At 51.6% G+C, this 17,503-nt stretch carries 16 protein-coding genes; 6 read left to right on the top strand and 10 right to left on the bottom strand.

Annotated elements, in window-relative coordinates; translation table 11 throughout:
• Positions 1-21 precede the first annotated feature (21 nt).
• The 3 genes from HW561_RS14255 (at position 22) to HW561_RS14245 (ending at position 2,605) form a co-directional block, all read left to right on the top strand.
• Positions 22-381 carry a VOC family protein gene (locus HW561_RS14255; protein WP_176865893.1) on the top strand — a complete coding sequence of 120 codons (360 nt, stop codon included), beginning with the start codon at positions 22-24 and terminating at the stop codon, positions 379-381.
• Positions 378-1,253 carry an SDR family oxidoreductase gene (locus tag HW561_RS14250; protein ID WP_176865891.1) on the top strand — a complete coding sequence of 292 codons (876 nt, stop codon included), beginning with the start codon at positions 378-380 and terminating at the stop codon, positions 1,251-1,253. Before HW561_RS14255 ends, HW561_RS14250 begins: the two co-directional genes overlap by 4 nt.
• A 158-nt stretch (positions 1,254-1,411) precedes the next feature.
• Complete coding sequence (locus tag HW561_RS14245; protein WP_176866084.1) at positions 1,412-2,605, top strand: multidrug effflux MFS transporter; 1,194 nt, start codon at positions 1,412-1,414, stop codon at positions 2,603-2,605.
• Between the two features lie 310 nt (positions 2,606-2,915).
• On the opposite strand, the gene HW561_RS14240 is transcribed toward HW561_RS14245, so the two are convergent.
• From HW561_RS14240 to HW561_RS14200, 9 genes are all read right to left on the bottom strand, one after another.
• Positions 2,916-4,088 (bottom strand): iron-containing alcohol dehydrogenase, encoded by a 1,173-nt coding sequence (locus HW561_RS14240; RefSeq protein ID WP_176865889.1) that lies wholly within the window; start codon positions 4,086-4,088, stop codon positions 2,916-2,918.
• A 597-nt stretch (positions 4,089-4,685) separates the two neighbouring features.
• On the bottom strand, positions 4,686-5,735 hold the full coding sequence (locus HW561_RS14235) for a glycerol dehydrogenase (protein WP_176865887.1): 1,050 nt from the start codon (positions 5,733-5,735) through the stop codon (positions 4,686-4,688).
• 4 nt (positions 5,736-5,739) lie between these two features.
• Positions 5,740-6,582: a carbohydrate ABC transporter permease gene (locus HW561_RS14230; RefSeq protein ID WP_211198651.1), complete on the bottom strand. Its 843-nt coding sequence runs from the start codon at positions 6,580-6,582 to the stop codon at positions 5,740-5,742.
• Entirely contained in the window at positions 6,579-7,439 is an 861-nt protein-coding gene (locus HW561_RS14225; RefSeq protein WP_176865885.1) for a carbohydrate ABC transporter permease, read from the bottom strand. The genes HW561_RS14230 and HW561_RS14225 overlap by 4 nt, the downstream gene beginning before the upstream one ends.
• 52 nt (positions 7,440-7,491) lie before the next feature.
• Positions 7,492-8,820 carry an ABC transporter substrate-binding protein gene (locus tag HW561_RS14220; protein ID WP_176865883.1) on the bottom strand — a complete coding sequence of 443 codons (1,329 nt, stop codon included), beginning with the start codon at positions 8,818-8,820 and terminating at the stop codon, positions 7,492-7,494.
• 56 nt (positions 8,821-8,876) lie between these two features.
• Positions 8,877-9,935: an ABC transporter ATP-binding protein gene (locus HW561_RS14215; protein WP_176865881.1), complete on the bottom strand. Its 1,059-nt coding sequence runs from the start codon at positions 9,933-9,935 to the stop codon at positions 8,877-8,879.
• On the bottom strand, positions 9,935-11,431 hold the full coding sequence (gene xylB, locus HW561_RS14210; protein ID WP_176865879.1) for a xylulokinase: 1,497 nt from the start codon (positions 11,429-11,431) through the stop codon (positions 9,935-9,937). Before xylB ends, HW561_RS14215 begins: the two co-directional genes overlap by 1 nt.
• Positions 11,424-12,827, bottom strand: a complete 1,404-nt coding sequence (locus HW561_RS14205; RefSeq protein ID WP_211198650.1) for an FAD-binding oxidoreductase — start codon at positions 12,825-12,827, stop codon at positions 11,424-11,426. The genes xylB and HW561_RS14205 overlap by 8 nt, the downstream gene beginning before the upstream one ends.
• A gap of 155 nt (positions 12,828-12,982) precedes the next feature.
• Positions 12,983-14,002, bottom strand: coding sequence for a LacI family DNA-binding transcriptional regulator (locus HW561_RS14200; protein ID WP_176865875.1), 1,020 nt, complete (start codon positions 14,000-14,002; stop codon positions 12,983-12,985).
• A 453-nt stretch (positions 14,003-14,455) separates the two neighbouring features.
• Here HW561_RS14200 and HW561_RS14195 point away from each other — a divergent pair, with 453 nt between their 5' ends.
• Positions 14,456-14,752 (top strand): YciI family protein, encoded by a 297-nt coding sequence (locus HW561_RS14195; RefSeq protein WP_176865873.1) that lies wholly within the window; start codon positions 14,456-14,458, stop codon positions 14,750-14,752.
• Positions 14,753-15,003: 251 nt separating this feature from the next.
• Here HW561_RS14195 and HW561_RS14190 read toward each other — a convergent pair whose 3' ends face one another.
• Positions 15,004-15,840, bottom strand: a complete 837-nt coding sequence (locus HW561_RS14190) for a LysR family transcriptional regulator (protein ID WP_176865871.1) — start codon at positions 15,838-15,840, stop codon at positions 15,004-15,006.
• A 67-nt stretch (positions 15,841-15,907) separates the two neighbouring features.
• Between HW561_RS14190 and HW561_RS14185 the strand changes: the two genes are divergently transcribed.
• Complete coding sequence (locus HW561_RS14185; RefSeq protein WP_176865869.1) at positions 15,908-16,837, top strand: MBL fold metallo-hydrolase; 930 nt, start codon at positions 15,908-15,910, stop codon at positions 16,835-16,837.
• Positions 16,838-17,055: 218 nt separating this feature from the next.
• Positions 17,056-17,502, top strand: coding sequence for a carboxymuconolactone decarboxylase family protein (locus HW561_RS14180; RefSeq protein WP_176865867.1), 447 nt, complete (start codon positions 17,056-17,058; stop codon positions 17,500-17,502).
• The last annotated feature ends 1 nt before the right edge of the window (position 17,503 follow it).

Here is a 17,503-nt window from a genome sequence, read left to right as displayed (position 1 = left end):
TGAAAAGCCCAGAGGATTCCTATGACCCATAAAGACAAAACGATCAATTACATTGAGTTTCCGCTAACCGATGTCGTCAAAACCAAACGGTTCTATGCCGACGTGTTTGGCTGGGAGTTTCAGGAGTGGGGCCCAAACTATCTCAGCTTTAGCGGCGCGGGTGTCGACGGTGGTTTTAATGGGGAAGATAAAACGCCGGTACAAAGTCCCGGGGCGCTGGTCATTTTGTTTGCAGATGATCTGGAAAAGACCCTGGCAGCGGTCACAACCGCTGGGGCCTCGATTGTCCGAGAGATATATCCTTTCCCTGGCGGGCGGCGTTTCCACTTTACGGACCCCAACGGCAACGAGCTGGCCGTTTGGGCAGAGGTGGCGGAATGACAATTCTTGTAACGGGTGCGACCGGCACAATCGGATCAGAAATTCTTCGGCTCTTGGCTGAAAAAGAAACAAGCGGAATAAGGGCATTGGTACGCGATGCACAAAAGGTCGAGCAGGTCGTTGCCCATGGCGTGGAGCCAGTAATTGGCACATTCGAAGACAGCGCGTCGCTGGAAGCAGCTATGGCGTCCGTTGACACGATTATGATGATCACTCCAGCGGGTGCAACGGCAGTGGATCAAGCTTCAAGGGTTATCCGTGCAGCGAAGATTGCGGGCGTGCGGAAGATTGTTCGCGTATCGGCGATCAAGGCCGCCACTGACGGCCCAACAAACAACACCCGCGCTCATGGCGAAACTGAGGCCGAGATCGTTCAGAGTGGATTGCAATACGTCCTTCTGCGCCCGAATCTGTTTATGCAGAATCTTTTTATGGGTGCGGATCAGATCAAACAGCAGGCGCAATTCTCCTTTGCGACAGGTAACGGAAAGATGGGTATGATCGATGCGCGCGACATCGCCGCTTGCGCTGTTGAATGCACGTTGTCCGATCAGTGGGATGGTCAAGTGTTCGAACTCACTGGACCAAAGACTATCAGCTATCAAGATGTTGCGACGACTTTGAGCGAACTCAGCGGTGAGCAAGTGGAGTATTTGCCAATGTCTCCTGAAGACATGTTTGCTATGATTGATGGCGCGGGTTGGGGCGAATGGATGGCGGCGCTGACCCGCGATTACGGTCGGGCCTACGCGAGAGGCTGGGGAGAATTCACCACCGATGCCGTGCAGCAGATCACCGGAACGCCACCACGATCTATTGGTGCATTTGCCGAAGAAGTGTTTTTGCCAGCTACGTTGAGAGTCCCCAGCTGAGGAAAATTTATCGTTAACATTGTCGGCATGTTCACTGTTGCAATAATAGTGCCGCGCGCTCGACTTTTGGGGCTGAATGAACCGACACACCCAATTTTCATTCGAGATAGGCCGCAATACTAATCTTCCTCGCCAAAGTGCGGAGTAACCCCATGACGATGTTTCGAGCCGCCCTCATCTTAGGGCTCTTATCCGCCGTTGGTCCGTTTGCGATTGATATGTATTTGCCAGCCATGCCGGCAATCGCCAGTGCTCTCGGTGCTGATGTTTCGTCAGTACAACTCACTCTGACAGCATATTTTGTTTCCTTTGGAGTGGCGCAGCTTTTTTATGGCCCATGGGCAGATCAAGTGGGGAGAAAGGCTCCTCTCTACTTTGGGATCAGCGTTTTTGTCGCCGCTACGATTGGATGCGCGATGGCTCCTACGATTGGATGGTTAATTGCGTTTCGGGCGTTGCAAGGGACTGGCGGTGCGGTGCTCATGGTTGTGCCCCGCGCAGTGATCAGGGACATGCACACAGGTACGCAGGCGACCAAGCTTATGGCCATGGTCATGCTTGTGATTTCTGTATCACCCATGCTAGCTCCGCTGGCAGGCAGCGGGTTGATCGCAATTGGGGATTGGCGCCTCATTTTTTGGGCTCTGTGCCTCACTGCAGCCATTAGCTTCTTCCTAACAGCAACTCTCCTGCCAGAGACATTGGACCCCCGTGACCGGATCTCAGTAAATCTGCGCTCCCAGTGGTGTGGCAGTAAGACCCTGATTCAGGATCCAATCTTCATGGGATTGACCTTCATTGGCGGTTTTGGGTTCGCAAGTTTCATGGTGTTCATCTCGAGTGCTGCCTTTGTGTATTCAGGGCAATTTGGGTTGAGCCCGACAGAGTTTAGTCTGGCGTTCGCGATCAATGCAGTTGGGTTCTTCGCCGCATCGCAGGCCGCGGGACCGTTGGGTGAGAGATATGGTATATTGCTTGTGATAAGATGGGCAGTTTTTGGATTTGCCGGGTTCTCGATCGCATTGCTGTCTATTGGAATGTTCAGTTTGATCTCGTTACCGATGGTGGTCGTGGGGTTGTTTCTCGCGAATGCCTGTCTTGGCCTTATTATCCCGACAACCATGGTGATGGCCTTGGATCCTCATGGTGAAATCGCGGGACTCGCCTCGTCGCTTGGGGGAACGTTGCAGATGGTCACGGGTGGTCTGATGGTCATGTTCACTGGCTTATTCTTCGACGGCACAGCTTTGCCAATGATTGGTGCCATCGCCCTTTGTGCTGGATTGGCTCTGTCGACGGCGCTCAGAACCTTGGCCATACTAGAGCGTCGCATCGAGCGTTCACCAACTTAATCGCCAACCAACCATCTGGAAATGAGGTCATTCATGAAACTCGACGCCTTGGTCAATTGCACCAATCAGGTCAATGAATTCGCCAAGTACTCGTTGTTGATTTGATCTTCTCTTGCTCTTGAGAACACTAACAAGTTCGATTTGACATTATCGCGTTTACCGTCGCTCGCATCAGAGAGAACGCTGGGATAACTTCGAGCAGCCGATCAATACAACAAGCTCGTCCCCAATCGTGATCCAGAACGAGACCACCAAATCGTTGCACTAAGGTGGGGTCCATATTCATCCACAAAGGGCAACACCGGTTTTGTCAAAATGACGCTTCGTAAATTCGGCGCGCATCTTGTCGTGTGAGTTCCCGAGGGTTGTTCACCAAAAGACGTGATTGGTTCATGGCGTCTGTTGACAGGCGGTCGAGATCAGACTCTTTTATTCCAACTTGGCGAAGTCCGTTCTCCAGACCCAAATCGATGTTCAGCTGAATGAGGCGTTCAATGAAGTCGTTGGAGATGTCGTCGGCTGCACAATCAGTTTTAATATCAGGGAAAATGTGGGGTGCAAGTTCAGCATATGCCTTTCCACAGAACGGAGCGTTGAAACGCATGACTTCCGCCAATACCAGCGCATTGGAAAGCCCGTGTGCGACATGGAAAAGACTGCCGATGGGGTATGCTAGGGCATGAACGGCGGCGACCGGCGAGTTGGCAAATGCCTGGCCGGCCAGCATTGAGCCGAGTAGCATGTTGCCTCTCGCTTCGATATTGCTGCCATTGCTCACCGCTTCGCGGATATTGGCGCCCAAGAGACCGAGAGCATGAACCGCGAGAACTTTTGATATTGGATTGTTGTTAACGCTCTTGGAAGTATAAGCTTCAATCGCATGAACGATCGCATCAACCCCAGTCGCCGCAGTGATGTGAGGAGGCAAACCGACCGTTAGTTCTGCATCCAAAAGAGCTACGTCGGGAAGAATGATCGGCGAAACGATACCTTTTTTCTCTGCGGTACCAGTAGTCAAAATGGCGATTGCTGTAACCTCGGAACCTGTACCGGCTGTTGTCGGTATCAAAACCAAAGGTAACCGAGACCCAGTTGCTTGATTGACGCCGTACGCGTCATCAATTGACTGATCTGAGTTAGCAAGAAGTGCGATGACTTTGGCGATATCCATGGAGCTACCGCCGCCAAACCCAACGACGCAAGCAATGTCCTTGGATTGTGCAATCTTAACCGCCTCCAGGACAGTCGTCGACTTTGGATCAGGTTCAACTTGATCGAAGATTGTGACTTTGAACCCGCAACCTCTAATGCTTTTTAGTGCTGGCTCACAAAGTCCAAGCTTTACGATGCCTGGGTCCGTGACGAATAGCACTTCGGCGTGATTTGCCGCAAAGGGCAAACTCTCAAGGATCGCTCCAAGTTGTGCGGATCCGCCTGAGATTTGCCGGATCGACGGTGTCGTTTGGAACGTAAAATCTGCCATGGTCCCTCCTAGGCTGCGTTGCTGGTATTCATGATGCTTATTTGACTGCACCCAGTTGAGTTGACATTGTCAGAATGCTAGGTGTCGGCGACCCAAATCGCAGGCGTTCACGCGCCCAAATTCCAAAACCCACCATCGGATCGATACAAAAAATACACTAACTCCAAACTCAAATAGTATCTCTTCGACGTCGCGATAGCGGAGATTGAACCTGTAATAGTGCTAGACTGCGTGGGCGATAGTTTCGGGCGAGGAACGGAGCGCTTGTAGCTTATCGAATGCATACTCATCAGGGTGGCCGTCATATAGGTCCCGTCGCTGGCAAAGCGCTGTCGATTTTGTGACAGCCCGCTCAAACTGGTTCTTGGATACGAACCCAGATTTAAGATGAACTTACTTCTGAAAAAGTTGCGATGGTATTCGCCGAGCAAACCTTCCTCATTGCCCGAGAAACAAAGACATCCAGTCATTGCGACCCGCACAAAGTCGATGAATTTTACACAAAAATCAGAAGATAGCGCCACTCCAATACGGTTGTATGATATTGCCCCACGCAGAAGTAACCGCCGAGATCTAGCGAGCGCAATAGGTCCATTTTCATTGTCTTTCGTCGACAATCCTCATGGCTTTAACCAAGTCATCGGCCGAAACTGCCTTGAAGTAGTTCGAAACGTATGGAGCCGTCAGCGATTCATCAGCGATCCTGCGAAATTCGCTTTGACGCGTCAGACCCAGATTCGTAAACGACGTTGGAAGTCCAATCCGGCGAAAGAATGTCGTCAGCCTGTTGAGTTCTTCAGTGTCTCCCTGGCCCGCAGCCAACTGCGTGAGCGTGCCTAATGCGACCATTTCACCGTGCAGCAGCCCCGCGAGCTGCGGCGTTGTCGAAAAGCCGCGCACCATAGAATGTGCAATGGACAGCCCACCACTCTCAAAGGCTAACCCGCTGAGCAAGATCGTCGCCTCGACGACCCGCTCGAAAGGCTCATCTGGATTCTCGGAGTTCATGGCTGTTTCGCCGTCCTCGAACAGAATGTCCTGCCCACGCCCAACTATGGCCTGTGTTAATTCTGTCGGTTTGCCGCCGAAAAAGTTCAATCCGCCAGCTGCAAGCGCCCCAGCCAATTCATATGGCTTGGACATAGCGTCGCCGATCCCAGCAGCCAAAAAACGCCTCGGTGCTCCTGCGATAATTTCTGTGTCGACCAAAACCAGGCAGGGGTTTACTTTCATCCTCCGAACCCTGTCCACAGCATGTTCAGCTGTGTAGACGACGGCAATATGGCTCGTCGGGCTGTCATTTGAGGCAATTGTCGGGACGATCGCAACCGGGAGTTTGCGTTCAATCGCGACACCTTTGGCCGTATCTATTGCTTTTCCTCCGCCAATCCCAATTACGATACGCGCATCGCCAATTTCACTGGCCCGTGCAGAAATTTCAGCACTGGTGCATTCGCCCCCGAAATTCAGCACACGCGCATCAGGCAACTGAACCGCGAGCGAGCTGCTTATGATGCCCAAAGCTACAGGATCCACTATGACGGCCACTGGCCCTCCACCGGCAATGGCGACTTCTTCACCAAGGCGATCAATTGCCCCAGGTCCCTGAATGTAACGCTGAGGAGCCCCAAGTATTCTGAGTTTCATAGAGTTATCCCTTCACGGCACCGGCAGTAAGACCCTGCACGAAATAGCGCGACAACATGGTGAACGCAGCGAACAATGGCAACGCAATCAACGTGGACCCAGCCATTATGTCTCCCCAGCGCAGATCGAATGCTCCGACCATAGACGCAAGGCCCAAGGGAACTGTCTTATTGGCATCCGATCCGATCATCACCAATGCAAACGTGTAGTCCGTCCAAGAGAGCAAGAAAGCAAAAATGGCAACCGTCACAAGACCGGGAATTGACAGCGGTAAGACCACTCTGAAGAACGCTCCCAGACGTGTACAACCATCAACCATAGCAGCTTCTTCCAATTCAAAGGGCATGGTCTTGAAGAAGCCCCAAAGAAACCAGACGCCAAGCGGCATAGTGATCGTCAGATGTGAAATGACAAGCGAGAGCAGCGTGTCGTTCAAGCCGACCAGGTTGAACATTGCGAAGAGTGGAATTGCTAACAAGAGCGGCGGAAACATATATGCATACAGCATCCCGGCGATGATCATCTGTTTTCCGCGGATGCGCGTCCGGGTGACACCATAAGCGATCATGATCGACAGAATCATGGTGAGCACAACAGTCGTCAGGGCAACGATCAAGCTGTTTAGGAACTGACGCGGGTAGTCCGTTTGCGCCAACAAACTGTAATAATATTGAAAAGTGAGGCTGCGAGGTAGCAAGGTGGGGTTCGTCAGAATTTCCTGGGTTGGACGCAATGAGGATGAAATCATCCAATAGATGGGGAAGGCGCTATAGACTGCTAAGACTATTACCGCCAAGTACAGCGCAACCCGATTAAAGAAGAGTTTCTGCATGAGGGTCTGGTTCATTTTACTTCTTCCATCGGGAAGGCTCGAAAATAGAGCGTGACTGCGATCATCAGGACCAAGAAGGAAAGCGTGGCAATCGCCGCACCACTGCCAATATCAAAAAGTGCAAACGCTTTGCGGTAAGACAAAACCGGCAAGTGTTCAGTCGCTCCTAGTGGCCCGCCTCCGGTCGTCAGCCAGATTACGTCGAGTTTATTGAACATCCATACGCCACGCAGAAGGACGATAACCGTCAGGATCGGCCGGAGCATCGGTAGTGTAATATGAAAGAACTGCCGGATCGGCCCTGCGCCATCTACTCGGGCAGCCTCATATAATTGCACTGGCACCGTTTGCAAACCGGCAAGAAAAGTCGTCGTCACAAACGGTGTCCAAAGCCAGACGGAGATCAGGATCACCGAAAACATCGACGCGGCTTCTGTTTCGAACCAGTTTACGGCTGGCAAGCCCCACTCATGCATCAGAATGGTGATGATGCCGAAGGATCCGTCAACCATCCACTTGAAGGTAAGAACCGCAATAACCGTAGGAAGCAAATACGGCAGGAATGTCAGTCCCCTCAGCAGGGACCGCCCAACAAACTTTTGGTTCAGAATCAGGGCAAATCCGATGCCGAGGACGACTTGAAGGATAATTGTTAGCCCAGCGTAAACGATGCCATTCCACATGGCATTCCAAAATTCGCCGCTACTCAGGACGACAGCATATTTGTTCAGCCCTACCCAAACCGGATCAGATGTCAAAGAGGGTATGTCGTAAAAACTGAGTGACACCGCATAGAGTGCGGGGCCTACAATTAACACCAATGTAGCGATCGCGCCCACGGTCAAAAAGCCAGGAAGTAGCCAACGGGTCATACAAGTCTCCTAAAGGAATCAAGGGGAGCAAAAACCACTCCCCTTCACCGATTTATCCGACCGCTTGTCGGATTTTTTCGGCAGCGGCTGAAACGGCTTCATCAGAGTCCATTCCGCGCAGGATTTTGTTTTGTAACATTTCCGGCAAAGCAAATGACTCAAACACCTTACCAGGCCGCACATCGGGATTTGGCCCCTGTGTATCAATCGAAGTCACAACTACAGATTCATCTGTGATGAGCCCGCGCATCGTTTCAATCATACCACTGTGCTTTTTGATCAAAGCATTGTCACGCCACCGGTCGTTGTCGTAGATGTCCAGGCGCGTTGGCTGGAAATGCACTGGAGCAGTGTGCAAGAAGTCAACTATCAACTCGGAAGTCATCCAATTCATGAACTCCATCGCTGCGCTGGAGTTGTCGGTATTCATTACCATCCAGCCATCATACCCATGGTTTGCTGCCGTGCGGCTGCCAGTGCTATCCATGTACGGCATAACGTCGAGTTGGGCGGCAATTTCGGGATTGTCCCGTTCGGCAGATTCGATCACCCGACCGGCATATGCTCCATGTGCAACTGTACCAGCGACAACATTTGACAAAACGTCACCGTAGCTGGCCTGAAGTGATCCAGTTGGCATCGTCGGGTAAAGACGCGCCATAAAGTCGAGATAAGCTGCCGCTTTTGGCGCCAATTCGGGACTGTCCAAAATGACATTCCACTGATTGTCAAACAGTTCGACCCCTTCTGCCCACATGAAACCAAAGGACATCCAGTTGGTTGCACCGTTTGAGCCGATTGGGAACAGACAGCCTTTTTGACGCCCTTCTACAGTGGCTTCACAATTCGTCGCGAATTGATCCCATGTAGTGGGTACACTTAGCCCAGCCTTTTCGTACAAATCCTTGCGATAGTATATCAGGGCAAGGTTATAGTCGAAGGGATACCAATATACTTTCTCATCGATTGGGAACAAAATATTGTTGCCCCACTCGTATTGATCGGTGATTTCGTTCACAGGTACGATATGGCCTTCTTCTGCAAGAAGAAGAACTTGTCCAATGAAACCAGTCGTTCCAATGTCGTAAGGTGTTCCCGAACGTATTCCGTTGGTCAGTTTCGTAAAGGCTTCACCAAGAGGAACGGAATCGATAATCACTTCGGTGCCGGTTTTCTCCTCGTAGAGTTTTGCGGCCATGGCAAAGAACGCAAGTGTATCTTTGCCAGTCTCACCATTCAGAAATCGAATTGGGCGTTTAGATTGCGCATGAACAGCCGGGGCAGCTAGTCCCGACACAGATAGGCCAAGCCCAACCCCGCCAATCCCTTGTATTGTCTGCCTTCGAGTTAGCAAACCCGCCCTCTTGTCAATAGGCTTCATATTCTTTCTCCTCCCTTTCCTCGCTTGATTGCGAAGACAAAAAACTGTGTCGCTATTCATTCTTCGTTGTTCCGAATCCTCATGCCACTTTCGTTTTCAAATAGGTGGATCGAAGACGGGGATGTCTTAAGCGAGATGGTATCTCCAACAGAAATGTTGTCCTGGCGGCCCGTCATGGCTCTCAAACGGTGGTTGCCAACTTGGCCGATGAACAGTGTTTGGGAGCCCAACTGTTCGACCCCCTGAATACTGAACGGCAGCCCCTCACTCGCAGGTTCAAGCGCTTCAGGACGAATGCCTACAGTTACGGATTTCAGATTGGGTCCTTCGGGCGCACTCATGGAAACGCCGTCTCCTAAGATTAGACGTCCGCCCGAAATTTCTGCGGCCAAAAGGTTCATTTCTGGCGAGCCGATGAAGCCCGCAACAAACGCATTCGCCGGCCGGTCATACACTTCCAACGGCGACCCGATTTGCTGGACCTGACCGTCTCGCATGATCACAATTCGATCTGCGAGCGTCATAGCCTCGGTTTGGTCGTGAGTGACATAAAGCATTGCTTTGCCTATGCGGCGTTGCAAAAGCGCAATTTCCTCTCGCATCCGCGCGCGCAGTTTGGCATCCAGGTTCGAGAGCGGCTCATCTAAAAGAAAAATTGCCGGATCTCGAACAAGAGCGCGCCCTAGCGCGACCCGTTGCATCTGGCCACCGGACAATTGACCCGGTTTGCGATCAAGAAGATGGGTTATATCGAGCATTTCGGCTGCTTCATTCACGCACCGCGAAGCTTCGCCCGCTTCCATCCCCCGCATTTTCAAACCAAAGGCCATATTTGCCCGGATCGTTTTATGGGGATAGAGCGCATAGTTCTGGAACACCATCGCGATGTCCCTATCTTTTGGCTCCAGCTTTGTGACGTCCCTGTCGTCGATCAAGAGTTGGCCAGAACTGATCGATTCAAGACCCGCCACCATACGTAGGGTCGTCGACTTGCCACACCCAGATGGGCCTAACAGGACGATCAACTCACCGTCAGAAATTTCGAGATCGACCCCTTCAACAGCAATGACATTCCCATATGTCTTGCGTAGTTTTTTGAGACTGGCTCCGGCCATTATGTCGCCTCCCTTACAGAGCAGGCGATCTCGTGATTGACAGGTGTCAGCGCTTCTTTGACAGCCCGAAACCTAGTAAATGCCGCTTCATAGATTTCTTTTGTTTCAGGGTTGGGGGACAGAGTTTCCGCCACCCGAATGAGACGTGCCGCCTCACTTGTATCTGAGAACGCTCCGCTTCCGATCCCAGCAATAAGTGCCGCCCCAAATGAGGCGTCGCCCTGCTCGGGTACTTCGATTGTCAGGCCGGTCACATCCGCAATTATTTGGCGCCACAATCCGCTCTTTGTTCCACCGCCAACAAGCCTGGCGGTGTCAAACCCCATATTGCGCGTGCGCAAGACTTCAAGGCAATCACGCAGTGTGAAGGCAATACCTTCGTAGACGGCGCGACAAAAATGCGAGGCTCCATGATGGAAACCAAGACCAACAAAAGATGCTCGTAAGTCAGGATCCCAGTATGGGCTGCGCTCTCCATTCAGATAGGGGCTAAACAAAAGCCCGTCGCTGCCAACAGATGCCTGCTGGGCCAACTGGTCCATACCCTCAAATCCCGTTTCGATAAATAGTGCATCTCGCAACCAACGATGGGCAGAAGCACACGAATTTGTACCCAGGATGGCGTAGTAATGATCAGCAACCAGATGAGGATAATGGATCACATCATCAGAAAACACTGGATCAGATGTCAGAGTTGAAACAGTCCCCGCAGTTGCCAGTTTCAATGTTCCGACTCCGGGGCGGGTCATTCCACCGGAGAATGTCTCGGCATTGGTGTCTGACGTGCCGCAAATCACACTTGTACCCTGTCGCAGCCCGGTTGCTGCCGCTGCCGCCGAAGTAACACCACCTGTGATCGTCGCCGAGTCGACGATGTCGGGAAGAACATCAACTGATATTGCCGCCATGGAACAAAGTTCCGCAGACCAACCTCCGGAGTTTACATTCGCAAGCATTAAGCCCCATGCATCGGTCTGATCAGTCACATCACTGCCATCCAGGCAGCGACGAAGCCAATCTTTTGCTGGTCGAATCCGATGGATTTTCGAGTGATTTTCAGGCTCCTCTTCTCGGAGCCACATCAACTGAGGCAATGTCCAGGTGGCGCTGATCCTGTTACCCGAAATCTGAAGAATCCGTTCACCATGTGCATCTCGTGCACGTGCGGCCTGAACCCCTGAACGTTGGTCATTCCACATGATTGCCGGGCGCAAGATATTGCCCTTGGCGTCCTCAAGAACATGCGTATGTGCACCCGCGGTGAGTGAAACCGCCGTGATTTCCTCCGGGTCCACACCGCTAGCCCAAATCTCCTGCAGCGAGCTTGCCAATGCAGCCCACCAATTTTCGGGATCTTGTTCGCTATAGCCAGGTTGAGGTGACAAGGTTTCGATATTCTTCGAAGCACTGCCCTTTACGTTCCCCTGGGTATCGATGACCATGGATTTTAGTGAACCGGCACCGAGATCTATGCCCAGCAACAGGTCCTTATTCATTTTGACCTCGGGCTTGAAAGGGGTTAACTGCGCCTTCGCGTGTGGCGAAACCTAACTTCCCAGGATTAAAGAGGTTCGCTGGGTCAACTGCATCCTTAACTTTTCGCAAAACATCCATGCCAACGCCATGTTCGCCGTCCATCCAGCCGCCGCGAAACAAACCGCTTCCGTGATGATGTGCGATCGACCCGCCATGTGCCAATGTCTCTCCTTCAGCAATCTCCCACATCAGCGAATGAAGCGGCAAAGCAACGTTTTGGTCCATCGGCGGCAGTCTCAAGGTCATGTACTGACACACACCTTCAGGATAGACATGTGACCAATGGGCACTGAAATGTGCATCTGGATGAAGCGCAGCGATCTTTGCTGCAATTGTTTCGTAAAGTGAGTTGACTTGCGACCAATTCACAGTGACTTCGATGGTATCGTTATAAAAACCCCGATCCAGCCACTGCTTGGTAATCGACACATAACGCGTCGCACGCCATTCATCGAACGGGCGCGTCTCGGTTTCGACAGCATCAAATTCGCGCGCGAAACCGCGTACCAGTTCGGTCTCGGCTGCCACTATTGGCGCATCACCACAAACAACAATATTGGCCATCACAGGGCGCTCTTCGAATGCAGCGATGCCTTTTACTCTACCTGCGGCTTCTTTCTCATCATAGAGCCGGACAATTCGGGGATGTAATCCAGCTTGCATGATGCGCTTGGCCAACCCCAGGGCGGACGCTCGATTAGGGAGTGCAAGGACCAATGCCTTTTCATCTGAAGGCACCTTCCATATACGCATGGTAACTTCGGTAATAATCGCAAGCGTACCCTCACTACCTACGATCAAATCTAGCACAGATGGACCTGTGGCTCGTTTTGGCAGCGGGCGTACTTCCAAAATCTGGCCGTCCGGCAGGACCGCTTTTAATCCGACAACAATGTTTTCGATTTTTCCATAACGGCTGGATTCCTGACCGCCGCCACGACAAGCAGCCCATCCACCTACAGTTGAGATGGTTAGCGATTGTGGGAGATGTCCGGACGTGTATCCTTTGGCATTCAACGCCGCCTCAAAAGCTTCGCCGTTCATTCCCGCCTCGACGGTCACCAGATTGTTCTCTGCATCAAACTTAGTGATTTTGTTCATGCGCTGCATATCGATCATCAACTCGTTCTGCAGCGGTATGATCCCTCCAAGAACGCCTGATCCACTGCCATAGGGAATGACGGGGCTATCTGATTTGGCTGCTAAATTGACGATCTCTCTTACCTCGTCAGATGTCGCAGGACGTAGCACCAACCTCGGGAGGGTGCCGACTTTCGCCCCTTCCCTGGCCCTGAATGTCGCGAAAGGGAGACGATCATGGGCATAACGGTCCCGATCCGCTTCTTCGGTCAGCACGTTCTCCGCTCCCAGGAGCGTGCAATACTCAGCTGCAAGGTCGTTTTTAGACAAAATGGAATTCCTTCTTTGTGTCTGAAGTGGGAGATTTCCACTTGGACAAACGTTTGTTCAATTGTGTTAAAGAGGATTTGGACCTAAACTGTCAACCCTTATTATGAGTTAGATTTAATCGTTGAAGATCTTTGGATCAGACTGCCCGGTGCCAGGAGTAATGGCCCTTCGAAGGCATCCGTCTCCCCTTCAATCAGGCTCCTAAGGCGCTGTACAGCCTTTTTACCCATTTCATCTGCGGGCAATTCGACAGTACTGATCTGTGGAAAGACAACGCGGGCAAGTAGATCATCATGCAAAGTCACAACCGAAACGTCATCAGGTATTCGTTTGCCAACGGCATGGAGCCGCGCAATTGCTGCCGCACCTGTGAGTAAGGTGGCCGCATGTATCGCCGTAACATCAGCCCTTAAAAGTGCATCCACAGCATTAGGTACCATATCAGGGTCATACGCTGCCTCGGCAACAAGACAGGATTCTGGCTCTATCCCGGCACTTTTCATAGAATCCGCCCATCCGCGACGGCGCATCTCGCCGTTGAACCGTCCCAGCCGCCCAGCCAAGTGCCCAATACGACGGTGCCCGAGATCGATCAGATGCTGGACACCAATTCGCGTAGCCTCGTAGGTGTCTATTGCGATACAGTTTTGATCGCCTGGCAGAACACGGTTGATAATAACATGCGGCCGGTCTGTACTGGCAAGTGTCTGCCGCAACTTATCATCATCATCAAAGCTGGCAATAATTACACCTTCGATCAAGTTCGAACGCGAAATATCCCGAATAATATCGCTTCCCATGCCACCGCCGTCGTAGGCAACGACAAGTGTATAACCTATCCGACGCGCCTCAATCTCGGCGCTGATGATGGTGGACGCGAAAATGGGGTTTTCAATTTGCGGGACTACCATGAGAATCGTCGATGATTTTGAGGTTTTGAGAGCCCGCGCTGCCGGGTTGGCCTGATATCCAAGCCGTTTTACCGTGTCGAGGATACGTTGACGAGTTTCATCCCCAACGCGGCCCTTATTTTGGAGAACACGAGAAACTGTTGATACATCCACCTGGGCAGCTTTGGCCACGTCTTTGAGAGTCGTCGGTTTTTGAGGATCTTTTTTCAATGGAGACCTTACTCTTTAGCGACTGTTGACCATTGGTCAGACAAAATCCGATGCTCACCAGACTTAAGTGTATAGAGTAGCAACAATCTTTCTTCCAATTCCTTTTCTTTCTGGACAAAAACTCGTGCGCTTCATACTAGGCGGCTTCGGTTTCAGAGGGAAGAATGTGGGGCTCTGCTAGGCCTGAGATAACCAATCTCAACATATCACTTTTCTCGGAGCACTCCGTAGGGCGCGTTCCCACTGAACGCGCCGTGTGGATTCTGGAAGTTAGAAAAGGGTGCTTCCAAGCGCGATATTGGCATCAGCTAGCAAATACCAACGATCTTGCTATTAGACATCTGCCACCTATGCCAGTTTAGTTCACGGTGCCATTACCAGTCTTGCTGGTTCCAGCAAAAAAGGCTGAGCTCACAATAAGACCTTTACCTGAATTGAAAGCAAGGATCCCGCATGACCATCCCCAAATCTGTATTTGTCGTTGATCTGAATTATGTCGTCACTCTACCTGAGATTGATGCCCATATACCGGGTCATGTTGAATTTCTCGACCAATGTTATGAAGCTGGCCTTTTTTTGGCCTCTGGTGCGAAAATCCCTCGTACTGGCGGCGTAATTATTGCGAGCGCGCCATCGCGCGAAAGCCTTGAAGCACATTTGGCTCAGGATCCATTTCATATTAACGGTGTCGCGGAATACAAAATCACTGAGTTTCAGGCAAAGAAGCATAAGCCAAACTTCTTTGATTGAGCTGCTCCGACAGGCGAAGGATCTATCGGGCGGTCCCGTGAGTTCGTTATACGATTGGAGTAGGTGCGTTCCATAAACAGCATTTCCAGCGCCGCAAACCAGCTTGGCAGCCAACAACCCAAACTGTCTACTTCAATGATTTCGAAACATCTAGTATCCCCTTCGAAATCGTCCTGTCCCTCTTGGCTGGCTAGACAGATTCACAACTGATTGAAAGGCCAGACACACCCTAGCCCGAACTGCGCAAAAAATCAGGTTTCGTGTGCTGATAAAGCAAATTCCTGAATGAGAATGTCCTTGAAAAGCTGAACTCTTTTGGGCTGATGCTGCTTGTCGTGGTATACAAGAAACAGTGGCAGTGGATCGTGTAACCCGTCTGGGCCGCTGCCTTCTTCCATTTGTGCTGCAGCCAATGCCTCTTTGCAGATCGATCGGGGGAGATACGCTCGGGCTTGGCCGTTTGCAACGAACGCGAGAGAGAGTTGCAGAGACCGCGTGGAAGGGCCGTTCCGCTTGTCTATTGTTCCAATACGTTTTGCCAAGGGCCGCAACACGGGGAGACTGTCGTCCGCGAGCCGCTCTAGTGGGCCTACAAAGATGACTTCGGTATCGCGCAAATGACGCGCGATAAGACCGTCACCCCCAGGTGCCCCGCCCCGTAAAGCTAAATCGACACCATCTTCAATGAAGGAGGCTGGCCGATCATCCACGTGGATTTTGATTGAAATGTCCGGATAAGCGGAGCAAAACTTGCCAACGACTCTGGCAAATTGATCCATTGGGAACGCCGCAGGTATTGAGACACGCACCTGCCCGGACGTCTCTTGTGCCGCGCCAACGGCTTCGCTCGCCAACATAAGTTCGTGCAGGGCTTTCTGGCTATGCGCCAAAAAAATCTGACCTTCAGCGGTCACGGCGACTGTTCGTGTTGAACGGTCTAGCAGGCGCACACCGAGTTGAGCTTCAAGTGATTTGATTCTTGTAGTCACCGTTGCAGCAGGTAGCCCGAGGCGGCGTCCTGCATCCGTGAAACTGAGGCAGTCCGCTACTTCTACAAAAGTTTCCAAGGCGCGCAGATTTAAGGCCATTCACCTTTTCCGTTTAATGAATTCAATATTTCATTGGTTATGTGGAGCAATGAGTTGGACTAGGTCAATGGCGAAACGCAAGGAGATGACAATGCAAAGAAGAGAACTACTCAAGTTTGGCACCGCCGCCGCAGCAAGTGCCGCTCTCTCGCCGCTTGCCGCTGCAGGTGGCATTTCCGCATCAGATGTTATGGTCCGCTGGCTTGGTGGCGCTACGTTGGAATTCGCGATCGGCGACATAACTATTCTCGCTGACCCATGTCTGGGTGACGGGATCGAGGCGTTTGAGATGGGAGATCCAAATGAAATGTTCGATCTGTCCGCGGGTCCGAACATCAAGATGCACGAACGCCTTACACCGTTTCCGGGTATGGCGATGTCGGAATACGACATAGTGCTGCTAAGCCATGCGCACGAAGACCATTTTGATCAGAAAGCACAGGCATGGCTTGGCTCTAGCGGCCCCGTTCTTTGTTCCGCGCAAGATGTAACCGCTCTCAGGAAAAAGGGCTTTGCAGCTCAGGTACTGAACCACGGTCAAAAACGCGTCTTCAGAAAAGGTGATACAGAGGTTTCGATCACATCGATTCCTGCAGTCCACTCGCTTAACACAGCTATTTCCGGCATTCTCGGGCTTGGCAACGGTTACTGGCTACAATCCACAGTTCGCAACAAGACGAGTAATATCTACTGGGCTGGAGACACCTTCATGGTTGATCCGGTTTGGGAGGCGGTTCAACAGCTTCCAGCGCCTGACCTGTTTATACCTCATATCGGCGCAGTTGGTGTTAATGGAGCCTTGGGCCAGCTGTCGATGTCCGGTCATCAGGCCGTAGAATTTGCGAAGCTCATCAAAGCGGGCCTGATATTGCCTGCTCACCACTCGACCTACGCTCTTTATCAAGAGCCTGTGTCCACGATGATAGAAGCGTACGCGATGTCAGGCATCCCTTCGGTGCTGAAAGTACTATCAGAAGGGTCGTTGCTTACTATTTAGGCATCAATCGCATATTGACGACAGCGCATTTGTATCGGTTTTTTGTTGTCGTGGCCGCAGAGTGTCTGTCTTGTACGGATCCGCTCGAAACGTTCATTTTGAAATGGGATTGAGTGTGACGGGGCGAACCTCTTCGGGGAAATTACGAAAGCGCGTCACATTTGACACGCGTCAGTCGTCATCTTTCTACATGTTTGACACGAAGAGAAGGAATGATCATGTCAACGACGACCTCCGCCACATCCGCCCCTGTGATACACGAAAAAATTGCGCCGAAGCTCATAGGCTACTTGGGTATGGTCCATCCGATGATGGCTGACCTTGGCCTTGCAAAGACCTTGTCCTCCATCATTGAATTGCGCGTGTCACAGATCAACCAATGTGCCTATTGCGTGAACATGCACCTCTCTGACGCACGTAAAGCTGGCGTAAATCAAAAAAAGTTAGACAATTTGATTGTTTGGAAACATGTTGACGTTTTCACTCCGGCAGAACGTGCAGCCCTCGCATGGGCCGAAGCCCTGACTTACTTGGCCGCCGATACGGACTACGGCGCTTTGCGTTCAGATCTACGTTCCCAATTTAGTGATCAGGACATTACTGTGATCACAACCGCAGTTGGCATGATCAATCTTTGGAACCGTGTTCAAGTCTCTAAGCATTAGG

Source organism: Ruegeria haliotis (assembly GCF_013377785.1).
Taxonomy (GTDB): Bacteria; Pseudomonadota; Alphaproteobacteria; order Rhodobacterales; family Rhodobacteraceae; genus Ruegeria; species Ruegeria haliotis.
The sequence above is the reverse complement of the archived record's forward strand: the minus strand, read 5'-3'. Positions and strand labels throughout refer to the sequence as shown.